The sequence below is a fragment of the Nocardia sp. NPDC006982 genome (genome assembly GCF_042869435.1).
Taxonomy (GTDB): Bacteria; Actinomycetota; Actinomycetes; order Mycobacteriales; family Mycobacteriaceae; genus Nocardia.
In genome coordinates, this window is the sequence record NZ_JBIAFV010000012.1 from 162899 (window position 1) to 178175 (window position 15277).

Genomic DNA, 15277 nt, shown 5'->3' on the forward strand with positions numbered 1-15277 from the left:
CCCCGCACCCGGCACGCCCCACACCCGCGCCGGTACTATCCCGGTCAGTAACCCTGGTAGGCCCCACCGCTGTTGACGGCCGCTACGCCCGGGACGTTGGACAGGGAGCCATACCGGTCGATGGCGTAGCGAGTGCCGGCGATAATGTTGTCGACCGGGTCGTAGATATTCTCGTGGCCGGGCGCCTTATATGCGTTGAAGGTGCTGTCGATCGTCTGCATCAGTCCCTTTGACGGGTGGCCCGCCGCGGCATTGCTGTCCCAATCGTTGACGATCAAGGGATTGCCACCGGACTCGTGTTCGATGATCATGGCCAGGGCCCGCTCATCGATTTGATCCGGGCTGTATCCCATCTCGATCAACTTGGCCTTGGCCTTCTTGATCCATTCCGCGACGTCGCCTGTCGGCATCGCCCCGGTGGCGTTGTGCGTACCGCCGGTGGCTCCGGAATACGAACTGCCGGAGGACGTCCCGGAACCGCTGCCGTTGTGGCTGCTCGTCACATAGCTGGGCTTGCTCGTGGTAGAGGAGGTGGAGGCCGGTGTTGTGCCGGTGTTCTGCGTTTGTGACGCAACGACATTCGGGTCGCCGAGGCTGTCGAAGGCGCTCTGGAGTTTCGAGACGGCCTGATCCACCTGCTTTTTCGCTTGTTCGGCTACCGATTCCGCCTGTGCCAGTGCGTTGACGATCTCCGATTGCCAGTACGCCGCGTCGCGGGTGGCCTGATCGGTGAGCCGGTTGGCTTCGGACTCGTTCAGATTCGCCTTGTACCACGCGATTCGGTCATTGGCATCGACGGTTCCGTTCGGGGCGACGTGGAAGCCCGGCTCGGTTTTCGTGCCGGGGGTCGGGCAACTCGGGTTGGTGGCCAGGTCGCGCAGCGAGAGGACATTGCGCTTGGCATTGTTCAGGTTGTCTACCTGGGAGGTAAAGGCGGTTTGCAGATCGTGCAGTGCCTGGCTCACCGTCGACGCGCGGGTCTGCTCGGTCCCCATCCGAGTATCGGCCGCAGCGGCCGCAGCGCCCGACCACATCTTGTCGGTCCCCAATTTCGCGGTGTCGTCGGTGCCTTTGCGGACCGCGGCATCCAGGTCCGTCGAGATTTTGGCCGCGTTATTGCCTGCGGTGTTGAGGTGGTCGGGCTCCCATTTGGCTACGTCGTCAAGGGTGAGGGTCATGGCAGTTGCAGGCCGATCGTCTTCAGGTTGTTCGCGAAGTCGGTCTCCGCGACTTCGAACGCGCCCGCGGCGTTGTGAGTGAGCGAGGCGATCTTCTCGAGGCGCTCGCCGATTCGGGTCAGGCTGCGGTTGACGGCATCGGTCACCGGTGGCACCGCGGTGCCGAATTGGGTGCCGGGCAATGCGTTGGCCGCGATGTCGAAGCCGTCGCCGGCATTGAGCTTCTTGACCCCGTCCGCCTCGTCGCCGAGATTCTTCGCGAATTTCTGCAGCGCGCCCGCGTCGACCCGCAGGGTCCCCGCGTCCATCTTCTCCACCACGAAAAACTCCCCCTTCGTCCCCACCTCAGGTCGCGGTCAGCATAGCAAAAACGGGTGGTGTGGACAGGGCGGTGACGGTCCGTGGTTAGGTAAGTCAGTGCGTCGGTGACGATGTGAATGTCGCCGACTGGACAGAGAGGTCGGCATATGCGTGCAGCTCAGGTCAGCAAGCTGGAAGGGCCGGAGGCGATCGAGGTCGTCGAGATTCCGGAGCCCGCGGCATATCCGGGGGGTGTGGTCATCGACGTGCATGCGGCCGGGGTGGCGTTTCCCGATGTGCTGATGACGCGGGGTCTGTACCAGATGAAGCCGGAGCTGCCGTTCGTCGTCGGTGGCGAGGTGGCCGGGATCGTGCGGGAGGCGCCGGAGGGTGCGCAGGTCGCGGCGGGGGATCGGGTGGTCGCGCTGACGCTGCTCGGCAATGCCCTTGCCGAGGTTGCCGTGGTGCCGTCGCAGATGGTTTTCCGGTTGCCGGATAACGTATCTCTGCAGGCCGGGGCCGGAATCCTGTTCAACGATCTGACCGTGCATTTCTGCCTGCGCAACCGCGGCAGGTTGGCCGCGGGGGAGACCGTGCTGGTACACGGCGCTGCGGGCGGCGTCGGCACCTCGACGCTGCGGATGGCGGTCGCGCTGGGTGCGAGCCGGGTCATCGCGGTGGTGAGCACCGAGGAGAAGGCGGCAGTCGCGCGTGCCAACGGCGCCACCGATGTGGTGCTGACCGACGGCTGGCTCGCGGCCGTCAAGGAGCTGACCGGTGGCCGCGGCGTGGATATCGTGCTCGATCCGGTCGGCGGTGACCGGTTCACCGACAGCATCCGCAGTCTCGCTCCGGCGGGCCGTCTGCTGGTGGTCGGCTTCACCGCCGGTGAGATCCCGACGGTCAAGGTGAATCGACTGCTGCTCAAGAACGTCGAGGTGATCGGCGCGGCCTGGGGCGAATGGGTGATGACCCATCCGGGCTACCTGACCGAGCAGTGGGAAGAGGTCGAGCCCCTGCTCGCCGCGGGCAAGATCGCGCCGCCCGAACCGGTGCTCTACCCGCTGGACCGCGCCGCCGAGGCCGTGGCATCCCTGGACAACCGCACCGCCGCAGGCAAGGTCGTCGTCACTCTGCGCTGACCATGAGCCGCCGCGTGCGAATTCTCCGACTGCTCCATGTCCGGCGCGGTGAACCGTGCGCGCCGGTACGGTGATCTGATCATGGAGCTGGCCCACCCGTCGCCCGACCACCACCCCTCATGGAATCGCTATGCAGATGCTGTCTAATCGGGTACTGAATCGGACTTTGCTGGCACGCCAGCATCTGCTGGAGCGTTCGGCGTTGACCGTGCCGCAGATGTGTGACCATCTGGTGGGGTTGCAGGCCCAGGATTCGCCGCCGCCGTTCGTCGGATTGTGGAGCCGCATAGCGGATTTCGATCCCGAGACGGTTTCGGCGGGTCTGGACGATCGCTCGCTGGTGCGAATCACCTTGATGCGCGGCACGATTCATATGGTCACGCCGCCGGATGCGTTGCGCATCGCACCACATATCCAGCCCGAGCTCGAAAAAGTACCCTTCCGAAAAGGTTTCAACTACGGCGCGATGGTCGGGTTGGATCCGGACGAGGTGCGCGAGCACGGCGAGGCCGCGCTCGGTGACGAGCCGATGTCGGCGGCGGACCTGCGCGCCAAGGCAGCGGCGATCTACCCGGATCGCGATGCCGGTGCGGTGCTGCAGACCTGGCTGTACCAACTGCCCGTATTGCAGACTCCGCCGCGCGGCAGGTGGAAGGACAACAGCAGGCCGGTCTGGTCCCGCGTCGAACCCTGGCTCGGGGCGCCGCTCGAACACGGCTATCCGTTGGCGGAGTTGGTCTTTCGTTACCTGCGTGCCTTCGGTCCTGCCAGCACCATGGATATGCAGACCTGGTCGAAGCTGACCGGCATGAAGGCCGCCGTCGAACAGCTCGGCGACCGCCTGCGCACCTACACCGACGAACGCGGCCGCACCCTCTACGACATCGCCGAGGGCGAACTCGCCGATCCCGACCTACCCGCGCCGGTCCGCCTGCTCGGCTGGTACGACAATGCGATCCTCTCGCACCAGGACCGAACCAGGATCGTCCCCGACGGCACGGCCCCACCCCTGCGCGCATTCGCCACCGCGGTATCCCCGGTCCTGGTAGACGGCTTTCTCGCGGGCTTCTACAAGATCTTTCTGGAGAAGGGTGTCGCCCGTCTGCGCATCACCCCGACCCGGAAGTGGTCGAGCACGGAATGCGCGGCGGTGGACGCCGAAGCCAACGCGCTGGTCGCATTCCTGGAGGCCGACAAACGGCCGAGCGTCGAAATCCTCGACGTGAACGGGGATCTGCGTCCCTGAACCGGCAGCGTTATCGCGAACGGCGGCGCCCGACGGGCACCGCGGGCAACGGCCGACCGGGTGCGGCCACCAATTGCTCGACGAGATTCGCGGTTACCAGCACGGCCGCGGTCAGCGCCACCACGACGATGGCGGGCAGCAGCGACGAGGTGAGCGCGATGGCAATCAATGCGATGGCCGGTACAACGCGTGTGGTCGCCACATTGCCGAGCATGCGCCACCGATTAACCACCAGTGCCACCATGAACAGCGCGGCGCCACCCGGCGCCAGCGCTGCGGCCACGCCGTGCGCGGTATGGCCGGGGTCGGCGACCGAATGCCCGAGCCCGACGGCGACCGCCACCAGCCCGGTGACCAGCGCGAAATGCCCGTAGCTCAACACATCTCGCACGATCAGTCCGGGTGAGGGCATGGTGGACAGCGCATGTTCGATCAGCCGCGCGGATCGATGGAAGTAGATCCACCACAGCCCGAGGCCAACCAAGAAGGCGAGCACCAGCGTGGTCACCACCGCAGGATCGAGGCCGGTCGCGGATGCCTGCGCACCCGCATCCACCACGGATTCGCCCAGCGCGATGATGATGAACAGGCCGAACCGCTCGGCGAGATGGGAAACCCCGATCGTCCGGTTGCGCACGGCCCTGCTGTACAGCAGCGGCGCGCCCAACTGCACCACGAGCGCCCCGGTCCACACCCAGATGCGCGAATGCTCCGGCAGCGGCGCGCTCGCGAAAATCGCTATGCCGGTGACCAATCCGATGCTGAAGGGGTTGATGGTGGTCGCGAACCCGTTCGTCCGGGTGACGGCGACGAACAAGACGATCCGCAGCAAGAGATGCGCACCCGCGAAAACCATTGCGGCCCCGCGTGGTTGGTCCAGCGCGGCGGGCGCGGGCACCGCCATCAGGAAGATGCACAGCCCGGATCCGAACAGCACCAGGCGCTGAGCGTTGTTCTCCTCCACGGTATTGACCAGGATGGTGACCCCGACCCACCCCCACCACAGCGGCGCCAACAGCACCAGCGCGTGGCCGAGCGTGCCGATCGAGGTGTGGTGGCCGAGTACATGCGCGGTCTGGGTGACCGCGAAGACGAGGACCAGGTCGAAGAACAGTTCCGCCCAGGTGGCGCGGGCATGGGGTGTTGCGGTGGTGGATTCGGCAGGCTCGCTCATCGAAATCTCGTACTCGGTGACACAGGAAGTACGAGCCTAGATCGAATCAGCGCTCCGGGTTGTCCCGGTACGCGGGCGCTTTCGTCGTTCCAGTCGGTGTGAGTGTGCGCAACAGCGGCAGCGTCCGGTGCGCGACCACCGTCGACAGCACGATCACGCTGTGCGAGCGCACCACCGAACTCGTCCGGTCGATGCTCAACAACACCGCCTGCAGCCCGGCATGTGAATCCGCCCCGATCCGGCACAGCACATCGCCGGAGCCGGTGGTCGCATATGCCTCCAGCACACCGGGAATCGTGTCGAGTTCGGCCGCCACCGCATCCAGCGCGCCCTGTGCGATCTCCAAGGTGACGAAGGCCTGCACATCGAAACCCGCTGCGGTGACATCGATCTGCGGATCATAGGAGGAGATGACGCCCGACTCCTCCATCCGCGCGATGCGTGACTGGACGGTGGCCCTGGCGACCCGGGTGCGCCGGGACAGCTCGAGAATGCCCGCCTTCTGATACTCGTGCATCGCGGTGAGGATGGCGAGATCGAGTTCATCCAGTTTCGCGGGCGTGCGCGACATGACGGCCTCCGTTCGGGGCGTGACCGGCGTGATGCGGGTCACTTGCGGTGCTATTCAAATTGTCCAGCATCAGGGGTGACTTGCTAGCCGATTTCGCCATAGTGTCTAACCGAAATCGGTGATGTTGCCTATCCGATGGGGCGGCGATTTCCTTGGATCATGACCATCGAGCATCTGCGGAATGCCCAGCGACCGAGCGGCCCGCTGCCCACCGACGGTGAGTTGCGCCGCCTGGTCGGGCTGGTCGATCACGACGACAGCATCGATCCGTTCCCGGTCATCGGCTGGGACGCACTGGTGTGGGTGGTCGGCAACGCGACCCAGACCGCGCACTTCCTGGAATCCGCCTTCGGCATGCGGCTGGAGGCCTACTCGGGGCCGGAGACCGGCAACCGCGATCACAAGGGCTATGTGCTGCGCAGCGGTGCGGCCAGATTCGTCGTCACCGGCGCGGTCGCCCCGGACAGTCCGCTGGTCGCACACCACGATCGGCACGGCGACGGCATTGTCGATATCGCGCTCGAGGTTCCGGATGTGGACCGCTGCATCGAATGGGCACGGACGCACGGCGCGACGGTCCTGGTCGAACCACATGACGACACAGACGAATTCGGCACGGTCCGCTCGGCCGCCCTGGCCACCTACGGCGAGACCAGGCATACGCTGATCGACCGCTCCGAATACTACGGGCCGTATCTGCCCGGATATGTCGCCCGCCGCTCCGGATATCAGCCGCGCGCCGGCACTCCGACCAGGCTGTTCCAGGCGATCGACCACGTCGTCGGCAATGTCGAGCTCGGCATGATGGACGAGTGGGTCGAGTTCTACCGCCGCGTCATGGGATTCACGAATATGGCCGAATTCGTCGGCGACGATATCGCCACCGAATACTCGGCGCTGATGAGCAAGGTGGTGGCCAATGGCAATCACCGGGTGAAGTTCCCGCTCAACGAACCCGCGATGGGTAAGAAGCGCTCCCAGATCGACGAATACCTGGAGTTCTACCGCGGTCCCGGCGTGCAGCACATCGCGCTGGCCACCAGCGACATCCTCGAATGCGTCGATGTATTGCGCCGCGAGGGCGTCGAATTCCTCGAAACGCCGGACACCTACTATTCCGATCCCGAACTGCGCGCTCGCATCGGCCACGTCCGCGTCCCGGTGCGTGAGCTGCAGAGCCGCGGCATCCTGGTCGACCGCGACGAAGACGGCTACCTGCTGCAGATCTTCACCAAACCGCTCACCGACCGCCCGACTGTCTTCTTCGAACTCATCGAGCGCCACGGTTCACTCGGTTTCGGCAAGGGCAACTTCAAGGCCCTGTTCCAAGCAATCGAGCGCGAACAGGCCGCGCGCGGAAACCTCTGACCAGACGAACGATTCCGTACTACCAGCCATGACGGAGCGAGTCTTACGAGCGGCCCGTTCGCGGCCCGTCTCGCGTCCGAGTCGTCGAAGCGTATGCGCCGCAGGCGCGAGTCTCGACGGCTCGGACGCGAGACAGAAGGGGGCCGCGAACACGCCGCGCCCGCGCGGCCAAAAACTCAGTAGAGTTCACGGCATGCGGATCCCGTCGGCGATCATCACCGGTCTTGCCTTGGCATTGACGCTGTCGGCCTGCGGCTCGGACGGTGACTCCGATTCCTCGAATGCCCCGCTGCGCCCGCCGCCGAAGGTCGCGACGCTCGGCCCGTTCGTCGGTGAGTGCGGCCATGTCACCGATCAAGAGGTCCGCGATATCGCCGGGTTGAGCCAACTCGCGCGGGTCAACCGGAATTCGGTCGGCTGCAACTTCCAATCCGCCGGACTCGCTTCGCCGAGTGTCACTTTCGCGTCCTATCGGGGTAGCCCGATCGATCGCGAGAAGGCCTGGGTATCCAATGTCGGGCGCAATCCGGAGACCATCGATGTCGGTGGCCGCAAGGGCTTCCAGGCACTGGATCCCAGCGGTTCGGTCTGCGATCTGGCGGTGCAGCTCGATGATGATTTCTTCGAATGGTCGATGTCCTACGGACTGTTCTCCGAACAGGGCAATCCGTGTGACCGGACCCGCAAGCTGGCCGAGTTGACCGTGCAGCGGCTGCAATGAGGGGAATGCGGATGAGTTCACGTCCTGGTCTGCGGGTAGCGACCGTCGCCGCCGCGGTGCTCGCGGTCGCGGTGTCCGCGGGCGGGTGCGGCAAAACCGTCAAGGGTTCGGCGCATCCGGCGGGCGGCAGCGGCACCACCACGATCAATACCAATTTCGACAAGCTGCTGCGCGAATGCGAGGTGGTCGGGCTCGACCAGATCGGTGCGGCGGTCGGCAATGCGTCGGTCGTATCCCCGTCCTTCAACGGCGCGGTGTGCATGTGGGATGTCGAGGACGCGCCCGGCGGCTCGGCCATGGTGACGCTGAACTGGTACGAGGAAGGCTCGCTGAACAACGAGAAGTCCAATAACGACAAGCTCGGCTACAACACCGAGAACATCACCGTGCAGGGGCGGCGCGGTCTGAAGACGACGCGTCCGAACGATCCCGACTCGTGCGGGGTGAGTGCGGGCGCCGCCGACACCGGCATCATCGGCTGGTGGATCAACTACCACCCCGGCGGCCATCCCGATCCGTGCGCGGGCGCGCAGAAATTGGTCGAGTTGACGCTGAATCTGGCGCGGTAGCCTGGCAGGGGGTATTGGCCCGTAGGGCGTGATGATCGACCCCACTTTGACCCTGTGTCGCGGTCACGAGTATCGTGGATCGCTGTGCCCGGAAGCATGCGGGCAAGTTCGTGCGCAAACGTAGGCCAGCGAGAGCGGCTGACCTTTCCGGCGTGCCCGGAATTCGGGATATGTCTTGCGTGCGACACGCCCGACCTCGGGACGCGAGAAACGCGGCCGGACGTGCGAGTGAAAGCTCGATGACAAAGACATGAAGTTCCAGACACCGCGTTAACTAATTAAGGAAAGCCGGTCTATGCCAACCATCAACCAGCTGGTCCGCAAGGGTCGTCGTGACAAGGTCGCCAAGACCAAGACCGCGGCCCTCAAGGGGAGCCCGCAGCGTCGTGGCGTGTGCACCCGCGTGTACACCACCACCCCGAAGAAGCCGAACTCCGCGCTGCGCAAGGTCGCGCGTGTTCGCCTGACCAGCGCGGTCGAGGTCACGGCCTACATCCCGGGTGAGGGCCACAACCTGCAGGAGCACTCGATGGTGCTCGTTCGCGGCGGTCGTGTGAAGGACCTTCCGGGTGTCCGCTACAAGATCATCCGTGGCTCGCTCGACACCCAGGGTGTGAAGAACCGCAAGCAGGCCCGCAGCCGTTACGGCGCCAAGAAGGAGAAGAGCTGATATGCCACGCAAGGGCCCCGCACCCAAGCGTCCGCTGATCAACGACCCGGTCTACGGTTCGCCGCTGGTTACTCAGCTGGTCAACAAGATCCTGCTGGACGGCAAGAAGTCCACCGCAGAGCGCATCGTCTACGGCGCGCTGGAGCAGGCGCGCGAGAAGACCGGTACCGATCCGGTCGTCACCCTCAAGCGCGCGCTCGACAACGTCAAGCCGTCCCTCGAGGTGAAGCCCCGCCGCGTGGGTGGTGCCACCTACCAGGTGCCGGTCGAGGTTCGTCCCGGCCGCGCCAACACCCTGGCGCTGCGCTGGCTGGTGAACTTCTCGCGCGCCCGTCGGGAGAAGACCATGGTCGAGCGCCTCGCCAACGAGCTGCTCGACGCCAGCAACGGCCTGGGCGCTTCGGTGAAGCGTCGTGAGGACACCCACAAGATGGCCGAGTCCAACCGGGCCTTCGCGCACTACCGCTGGTGACGTCTGCCCGGCCCGTCGTTTTCTGGGTCGGGAGGCACAGTCGGAAAGCGGCACTTACCTGCCGCTTCCGGCGTTGACATAGAGACGACCACGCCGGTCGTCCCCGAGAATCCCAACTAGCTACGAGCGGGGAAGATTTCCGTGGCACAGGACGTGCTCACCGACCTGAACAAGGTCCGCAACATCGGCATCATGGCCCACATTGATGCGGGCAAGACGACCACAACTGAACGCATCCTCTTCTACACCGGCATCACCTACAAGATCGGTGAAGTCCACGATGGCGCCGCCACCATGGACTGGATGGAGCAGGAGCAGGAGCGTGGTATCACCATCACCTCCGCGGCCACCACATGCTTCTGGAACGACAACCAGATCAACATCATCGACACCCCCGGGCACGTCGACTTCACCGTCGAGGTGGAGCGGTCGCTGCGCGTGCTCGACGGCGCCGTTGCGGTGTTCGACGGCAAGGAAGGCGTCGAGCCGCAGTCCGAGCAGGTGTGGCGTCAGGCCGATAAGTACGGCGTGCCTCGGATCTGCTTCGTCAACAAGATGGACAAGCTCGGTGCGGATTTCTACTTCACCGTGCAGACCATCAAGGACCGTCTCGGCGCCAAGCCGTTGGTCATCCAGCTCCCGATCGGCGCCGAGGACACCTTCGAGGGCATCGTCGACCTGGTCGAGATGCACGCCAAGGTCTGGAAGGGCGAGACCAAGCTCGGCGAGAAGTACGAGATCGAAGAGATCCCGGCCGATCTGAAGGAGAAGGCCGAGCAGTACCGCCAGGAGCTGCTCGAGACCGTCGCCGAATCGGATGAGGCGCTGCTGGAGAAGTTCTTCGGCGGCGAGGAGCTCTCGATCGAGGAGATCAAGGGCGCCATCCGCAAGATGACGGTCAACTCCGAGCTCTACCCGATCCTGTGCGGTTCGGCGTTCAAGAACAAGGGCGTGCAGCCCATGCTCGACGCCGTGATCGACTACCTGCCGACCCCGCTGGACGACGGTGGCACCGACGGCCATGTCCCGGGCAAGGAAGAGGAGATCATCCACCGCGACGCGAACACCAGCGAGCCGTTCTCGGCGCTGGCGTTCAAGATCGCCGTGCACCCCTTCTTCGGCAAGCTGACCTACGTCCGCGTGTACTCGGGCAAGGTCGACTCCGGTGCCCAGGTCATCAACTCGACCAAGGGCAAGAAGGAGCGTCTGGGCAAGCTGTTCCAGATGCACTCCAACAAGGAGAACCCGGTCACCGAGGCCGTCGCGGGCCACATCTACGCGGTCATCGGCCTGAAGGACACCACCACCGGTGACACCCTGTGCGATCCGCAGAACCAGATCGTGCTCGAGTCCATGACCTTCCCGGACCCGGTCATCGAGGTCTCGATCGAGCCCAAGACCAAGTCCGACCAGGAGAAGCTGGGCACCGCGATCCAGCGTCTGTCCGAAGAGGACCCGACCTTCTCGGTCAAGCTCGACCAGGAGACCGGCCAGACCGTCATCGGCGGCATGGGCGAGCTGCACCTCGACATCCTCGTGGACCGCATGCGACGCGAGTTCAAGGTCGAGGCGAACGTCGGCAAGCCGCAGGTGGCCTACCGCGAGACGATCACCAAGCCGGTCGAGAAGCTCGAGTTCACCCACAAGAAGCAGACGGGTGGCTCCGGCCAGTTCGCGAAGGTCATCATCGCCCTCGAGCCGTTCGTCGGCGAGGACGGCGCGACCTACGAGTTCGAGAACAAGGTCACCGGTGGCCGCGTGCCCCGCGAATACATCCCTTCGGTGGACGCGGGTGCGCAGGATGCCATGCAGTACGGTGTGCTCGCGGGCTACCCGCTGGTGAACCTGAAGGTCACGCTGCTCGACGGCGCTTACCACGACGTCGACTCGTCGGAAATGGCCTTCAAGATCGCTGGCTCGCAGGCCCTGAAAGAAGCGGCCCGTAAGGCCGGTCCGGTGATCCTCGAACCGCTGATGGCGGTCGAGGTCATCACGCCCGAGGATTACATGGGCGATGTGATCGGCGACCTGAATTCCCGCCGTGGCCAGATCCAGGCCATGGAGGAACGCAGTGGTGCCCGTGTCGTCAAGGCGCTGGTTCCGCTCTCGGAGATGTTCGGTTACATCGGTGACCTGCGGTCGAAGACCCAGGGCCGGGCGAACTACTCCATGGTGTTCGATTCGTACGCGGAGGTTCCGGCCAACGTGTCGAAGGAGATCATCGCCAAGGCGACCGGCGAATAAGTCGATTGGGGCAGGTGCAAGACTTGCCCCTATCAGCCGGGAGTCATGCACGACCCCCAATATGTAAACCGCACTGCTGCAACTGCACGCACCAACAAGTCCAGGAGGACACCAAGTGGCGAAGGCGAAGTTCGAGCGGACGAAGCCGCACGTCAACATCGGCACCATCGGTCACGTCGACCACGGCAAGACCACGCTGACCGCAGCGATCACCAAGGTGCTGGCTGACAAGTACCCGGATCTGAACGAGAGCTTTGCCTTCGATCAGATCGACAAGGCGCCGGAGGAGAAGGCTCGTGGTATCACGATCAACATCTCCCACGTCGAGTACCAGACGGAGAAGCGCCACTACGCACACGTCGACGCGCCGGGTCACGCCGACTACATCAAGAACATGATCACCGGTGCGGCGCAGATGGACGGTGCCATCCTCGTGGTCGCCGCGACCGATGGCCCGATGCCGCAGACCCGTGAGCACGTGCTGCTCGCCCGTCAGGTCGGTGTGCCCTACATCCTGGTCGCGCTGAACAAGGCCGACATGGTCGACGACGACGAGATCCTCGAACTCGTCGAGATGGAGGTCCGCGAGCTGCTGGCCTCGCAGGAGTTCGACGAGGAAGCGCCGGTCGTGCGCGTTTCCGGTCTGAAGGCGCTCGAGGGCGACCCGAAGTGGACCGAGTCGGTGCTCGAGCTCATGGCCGCGGTTGACGAGTCCATCCCGGACCCGGTTCGTGAGACCGACAAGCCGTTCCTGATGCCGGTCGAGGACGTCTTCACGATCACCGGTCGTGGCACCGTCGTCACCGGTCGTGTCGAGCGCGGTGTGATCAACGTGAACGAGGAAGTCGAGATCGTCGGCATCCGCGAGAAGAGCACCAAGACCACCGTCACCGGTATCGAGATGTTCCGCAAGCTGCTCGACCAGGGCCAGGCCGGTGACAACGTCGGTCTGCTGGTTCGTGGTATCAAGCGCGAAGATGTCGAGCGTGGCCAGGTCGTCGTGAAGCCGGGCACCACCACCCCGCACACCGAGTTCGAGGGTCAGGCCTACATCCTGTCCAAGGACGAGGGTGGCCGCCACACCCCGTTCTTCAACAACTACCGTCCGCAGTTCTACTTCCGTACCACGGACGTGACAGGCGTTGTGACCCTGCCCGAGGGCACCGAGATGGTCATGCCCGGTGACAACACCGAGATGTCCGTCAAGCTGATCCAGCCGGTCGCCATGGACGAGGGTCTGCGCTTCGCGATCCGCGAGGGTGGCCGCACCGTCGGCGCCGGTCGCGTCACGAAGATCATCAAGTGATTCCCTGAATCGCTTTCGAACGGCGTCGCTCCGAAAGGGGCGGCGCCGTTCGGCATTTCGGGCGCCGCATCGAAAGGTGCGGCGCCGCTCGGGTTTTCGGTGCGTCCTGCCGGGGGAACGGTATTCCTGTCCATGACGTCGGTGGTCATCGCGTGTCACCGCCACTTTGGTTAACGTCGGGCAAAAGGGGTAAAGACCGGTTGATCGGAGGATGCAATGAGGAGTTCGGCGCTGGCCAGCGCGCTCGACGTCACCGAGGGCACGTTGGTGCACGGTATGCCGTATCTCGCGCTCGGAGCCGGGCGGCCGCTGGTATTCCTGCGATGGTTCACCCCGGATCACGCCAATCCGACCGGGTGGATGCGGCAGTCCGAAATCAAGACGTTGGCACCGCTCGCGGCGCATTTTCGGGTGTATGCGGTGAACCGCGCGCCCGGTATGGCCGAGGGGACGACGATGGCCGATATCGCCGCCGAGCACGCGGACGCATTGCTGGCCGAATTCGGCGCGCCTGTCGATGTTCTCGGTGTCTCCTCGGGTGGATCGCTTGCGCTGCAACTCGCGGCGGATCGACCTGCCGCGGTGCGCAGGCTGATCATCGCCTCATCTGGCTACACCCTGGAAAATGCCACTCGCGCGGCGCAACTGGCCTACGGCGAGGCGGCCTATGCGGGTAGGCGCGCACTGCACCATATGGCCGCCGTCGGCTCCACCTCGCCGATCGCGCAGCGCATTGCCGCGGCGGGTATGTGGTTGGCCGATCCCCTTGCGCGCCCCAAGAATCCGGCGGACACACTGGCTTTCATCCGTGCCGAGGATGCTTTCGACCTCGCCGGTCGGCTCGGCGATATCACCGCGCCTACGCTCGTCCTGGGCGGCGACCGCGACGGCGCCTACAGCACCGAGACCTTCCGTCGTACCGCGGACGGAATCCCGGACTCGCACTTGATCATCTACCCGGAAACAACCCATATCGGGGTCGTGAAGCGGTTCGTTCCCGACGTCGTCGCGTTTCTCGCCGACTAGCAGTTGCTCGGCGCCGGTTCGCCGCGGAAGCGCGCGGCAAGCCAGGAGAGCGCGGAGGGGATGCCGAGGATGGCGGCGCTCAGGTGTTCGGGGGCGAAGGTGAGTTCGGCCTGCAGCGGCACTCCGGCCGCACAGTAGCGTCGGTCCACATTCAGGATCGAATCGGTCGGGATGAGCGGATCACTGGGCGAATGCCATTCGAATATCGGTATTTTCGGGATTCCGTCGAACAGTTCCAGACTGTTCTCCTCGACCACGGCCCTGGCGTTGCGGTCACCGATCATCGTCGTACTGCTCGCGTAATCCCGAACGCTGTGTCCCGCGCCGGTGGTGAGGATTTCATTGGTGCAGCCGTTGGCGATGGCATTGCGTGCCGCCACACCACGTTTGTTCAGATAGTTGCTGATCGGAAATCGGTCCGGGTATTCCCGTTCCAGTCCGATAGCGGCCGCCATCAGCAGTCCGAATGCCGGATGCGGATTGAAGTCGACCGCCTCCAGCATTTTCACCAGATTCATCGGGACGCCACCGGTCGCGGCGCCCGCGATCTCGAGTTCCGGTGCGTACTTCGGTGCCATCGCGGCGGCGAATGCGGTGGCCATACCGCCGCCGGAATATCCGGCCATCGTGATCCGGCTGCGCGCGGCGGCGAGTTCGGGGACCCGGCGCACGGCGCGAATTCCGTCCAGGGTGATCTGGCCGCCGAGCCGGGCCGCACCGTAGGCGAAGGTCGGTCCCAGGTGATCGGGCAGCGCGATGCTCCACCCGCTCAGCAGCAGGGCGTTGAGCAATATCGCCTCGCGGACCTGCAGATTCGGATCGGAGGTGTACAGCACGTGGGAAACCGCGCACTTCGCCCCGAGGCCGTTGATGATGTGCTGATAGGACAGCACCGGCCCATCGGGTTGATGTGAGCGCGGTGTCAGCACCGTGGTCGTCGCCGCGATCGGTCGGCCGGTGGAATTCGTCGAACGGAATTCGATCAGCGTGACGGTGGTATCGGGAAAGATCAATATAGGCGGCAACTGCCGCGTCGCGAGCACGTCTCCCGGTTTCTTATTCGCCAGGTCGGGTGGCGCCGCATAGAAAGGGTCTGGATCCGGATCCGGATAAGTCGGTGCGGCCTGGGCCTCGGTTCCGCCCAGGACTGTCGTCGAAGCGCCGACCAGCAGGCCGACAAGCACTGCGCGCATCGCGAGACCGGTGAGATCTCGAATGATTCGATTGATCTCCACAATTGGAACTTGTATCACGCACGGTGGACTCGTATTGAGAACACGAGTCTTTCAG

The 15277-nt window shown here is 64.7% G+C and carries 15 protein-coding genes; 10 read left to right on the top strand and 5 right to left on the bottom strand.

The genetic code is table 11. From position 1 onward, the window contains the following. Positions 1-44: 44 nt before the first annotated feature. Entirely contained in the window at positions 45-1178 is a 1134-nt protein-coding gene (locus ACFYOW_RS35540) for a transglycosylase SLT domain-containing protein (protein WP_387294418.1), read from the bottom strand. After that, on the bottom strand, positions 1175-1498 hold the full coding sequence (locus tag ACFYOW_RS35545) for an ESX-1 secretion-associated protein (protein WP_387294419.1): 324 nt from the start codon (positions 1496-1498) through the stop codon (positions 1175-1177). The genes ACFYOW_RS35540 and ACFYOW_RS35545 overlap by 4 nt, the downstream gene beginning before the upstream one ends. Positions 1499-1645: 147 nt before the next feature. Between ACFYOW_RS35545 and ACFYOW_RS35550 the strand changes: the two genes are divergently transcribed. Both ACFYOW_RS35550 and ACFYOW_RS35555 read left to right on the top strand, forming a co-directional pair. Next, complete coding sequence (locus ACFYOW_RS35550) at positions 1646-2620, top strand: NADPH:quinone oxidoreductase family protein (protein ID WP_387294420.1); 975 nt, start codon at positions 1646-1648, stop codon at positions 2618-2620. A 130-nt stretch (positions 2621-2750) separates the two neighbouring features. Beyond that, positions 2751-3866 (top strand): winged helix DNA-binding domain-containing protein, encoded by a 1116-nt coding sequence (locus ACFYOW_RS35555; protein ID WP_387294421.1) that lies wholly within the window; start codon positions 2751-2753, stop codon positions 3864-3866. Positions 3867-3876: 10 nt separating this feature from the next. Here the strand turns inward: ACFYOW_RS35555 and ACFYOW_RS35560 are convergent, their stop codons facing one another. Further along, positions 3877-5040, bottom strand: a complete 1164-nt coding sequence (locus ACFYOW_RS35560; RefSeq protein WP_387294422.1) for a low temperature requirement protein A — start codon at positions 5038-5040, stop codon at positions 3877-3879. Between the two features lie 46 nt (positions 5041-5086). Then, complete coding sequence (locus tag ACFYOW_RS35565; protein WP_387294423.1) at positions 5087-5611, bottom strand: Lrp/AsnC family transcriptional regulator; 525 nt, start codon at positions 5609-5611, stop codon at positions 5087-5089. A 159-nt stretch (positions 5612-5770) separates the two neighbouring features. Between ACFYOW_RS35565 and hppD the strand changes: the two genes are divergently transcribed. From hppD to ACFYOW_RS35605, 8 genes are all read left to right on the top strand, one after another. Next, positions 5771-6979: a 4-hydroxyphenylpyruvate dioxygenase gene (gene hppD / locus ACFYOW_RS35570; RefSeq protein WP_387294424.1), complete on the top strand. Its 1209-nt coding sequence runs from the start codon at positions 5771-5773 to the stop codon at positions 6977-6979. Positions 6980-7172: 193 nt separating this feature from the next. After that, complete coding sequence (locus ACFYOW_RS35575) at positions 7173-7700, top strand: DUF3558 domain-containing protein (protein WP_063047415.1); 528 nt, start codon at positions 7173-7175, stop codon at positions 7698-7700. 11 nt (positions 7701-7711) lie between these two features. Next, positions 7712-8269, top strand: coding sequence for a DUF3558 domain-containing protein (locus ACFYOW_RS35580; protein ID WP_387294425.1), 558 nt, complete (start codon positions 7712-7714; stop codon positions 8267-8269). 295 nt (positions 8270-8564) lie between these two features. Next, positions 8565-8939, top strand: coding sequence for a 30S ribosomal protein S12 (gene rpsL, locus ACFYOW_RS35585; RefSeq protein WP_014353064.1), 375 nt, complete (start codon positions 8565-8567; stop codon positions 8937-8939). Position 8940: 1 nt separating this feature from the next. Next, positions 8941-9411: a 30S ribosomal protein S7 gene (gene rpsG, locus ACFYOW_RS35590; protein WP_014353063.1), complete on the top strand. Its 471-nt coding sequence runs from the start codon at positions 8941-8943 to the stop codon at positions 9409-9411. A gap of 141 nt (positions 9412-9552) precedes the next feature. After that, complete coding sequence (gene fusA / locus ACFYOW_RS35595) at positions 9553-11655, top strand: elongation factor G (RefSeq protein ID WP_387294426.1); 2103 nt, start codon at positions 9553-9555, stop codon at positions 11653-11655. A 115-nt stretch (positions 11656-11770) separates the two neighbouring features. Next, positions 11771-12961 carry an elongation factor Tu gene (tuf, locus tag ACFYOW_RS35600; RefSeq protein WP_062983881.1) on the top strand — a complete coding sequence of 397 codons (1191 nt, stop codon included), beginning with the start codon at positions 11771-11773 and terminating at the stop codon, positions 12959-12961. A 216-nt stretch (positions 12962-13177) separates the two neighbouring features. Continuing rightward, on the top strand, positions 13178-13987 hold the full coding sequence (locus tag ACFYOW_RS35605; protein ID WP_387294427.1) for an alpha/beta fold hydrolase: 810 nt from the start codon (positions 13178-13180) through the stop codon (positions 13985-13987). Here ACFYOW_RS35605 and ACFYOW_RS35610 read toward each other — a convergent pair. Then, complete coding sequence (locus ACFYOW_RS35610; RefSeq protein WP_387294477.1) at positions 13984-15180, bottom strand: lipase family protein; 1197 nt, start codon at positions 15178-15180, stop codon at positions 13984-13986. The two genes, ACFYOW_RS35605 and ACFYOW_RS35610, sit on opposite strands and share 4 nt — an antisense overlap. Positions 15181-15277 lie beyond the last annotated feature (97 nt).

Coding starts and splice junctions, on each gene's coding strand:
- hppD (WP_387294424.1), top strand. CDS start 5,771: ATGACCATCGAGCATCTGCGGAATGCCCAGCGACCGAGCGGCCCGCTG.
- ACFYOW_RS35540 (WP_387294418.1), bottom strand. CDS start 1,178: ATGACCCTCACCCTTGACGACGTAGCCAAATGGGAGCCCGACCACCTC.
- ACFYOW_RS35550 (WP_387294420.1), top strand. CDS start 1,646: ATGCGTGCAGCTCAGGTCAGCAAGCTGGAAGGGCCGGAGGCGATCGAG.
- rpsL (WP_014353064.1), top strand. CDS start 8,565: ATGCCAACCATCAACCAGCTGGTCCGCAAGGGTCGTCGTGACAAGGTC.
- ACFYOW_RS35610 (WP_387294477.1), bottom strand. CDS start 15,180: ATGCGCGCAGTGCTTGTCGGCCTGCTGGTCGGCGCTTCGACGACAGTC.
- ACFYOW_RS35575 (WP_063047415.1), top strand. CDS start 7,173: ATGCGGATCCCGTCGGCGATCATCACCGGTCTTGCCTTGGCATTGACG.
- ACFYOW_RS35565 (WP_387294423.1), bottom strand. CDS start 5,611: ATGTCGCGCACGCCCGCGAAACTGGATGAACTCGATCTCGCCATCCTC.
- ACFYOW_RS35580 (WP_387294425.1), top strand. CDS start 7,712: ATGAGTTCACGTCCTGGTCTGCGGGTAGCGACCGTCGCCGCCGCGGTG.
- rpsG (WP_014353063.1), top strand. CDS start 8,941: ATGCCACGCAAGGGCCCCGCACCCAAGCGTCCGCTGATCAACGACCCG.
- ACFYOW_RS35555 (WP_387294421.1), top strand. CDS start 2,751: ATGCAGATGCTGTCTAATCGGGTACTGAATCGGACTTTGCTGGCACGC.
- ACFYOW_RS35605 (WP_387294427.1), top strand. CDS start 13,178: ATGAGGAGTTCGGCGCTGGCCAGCGCGCTCGACGTCACCGAGGGCACG.
- ACFYOW_RS35560 (WP_387294422.1), bottom strand. CDS start 5,040: ATGAGCGAGCCTGCCGAATCCACCACCGCAACACCCCATGCCCGCGCC.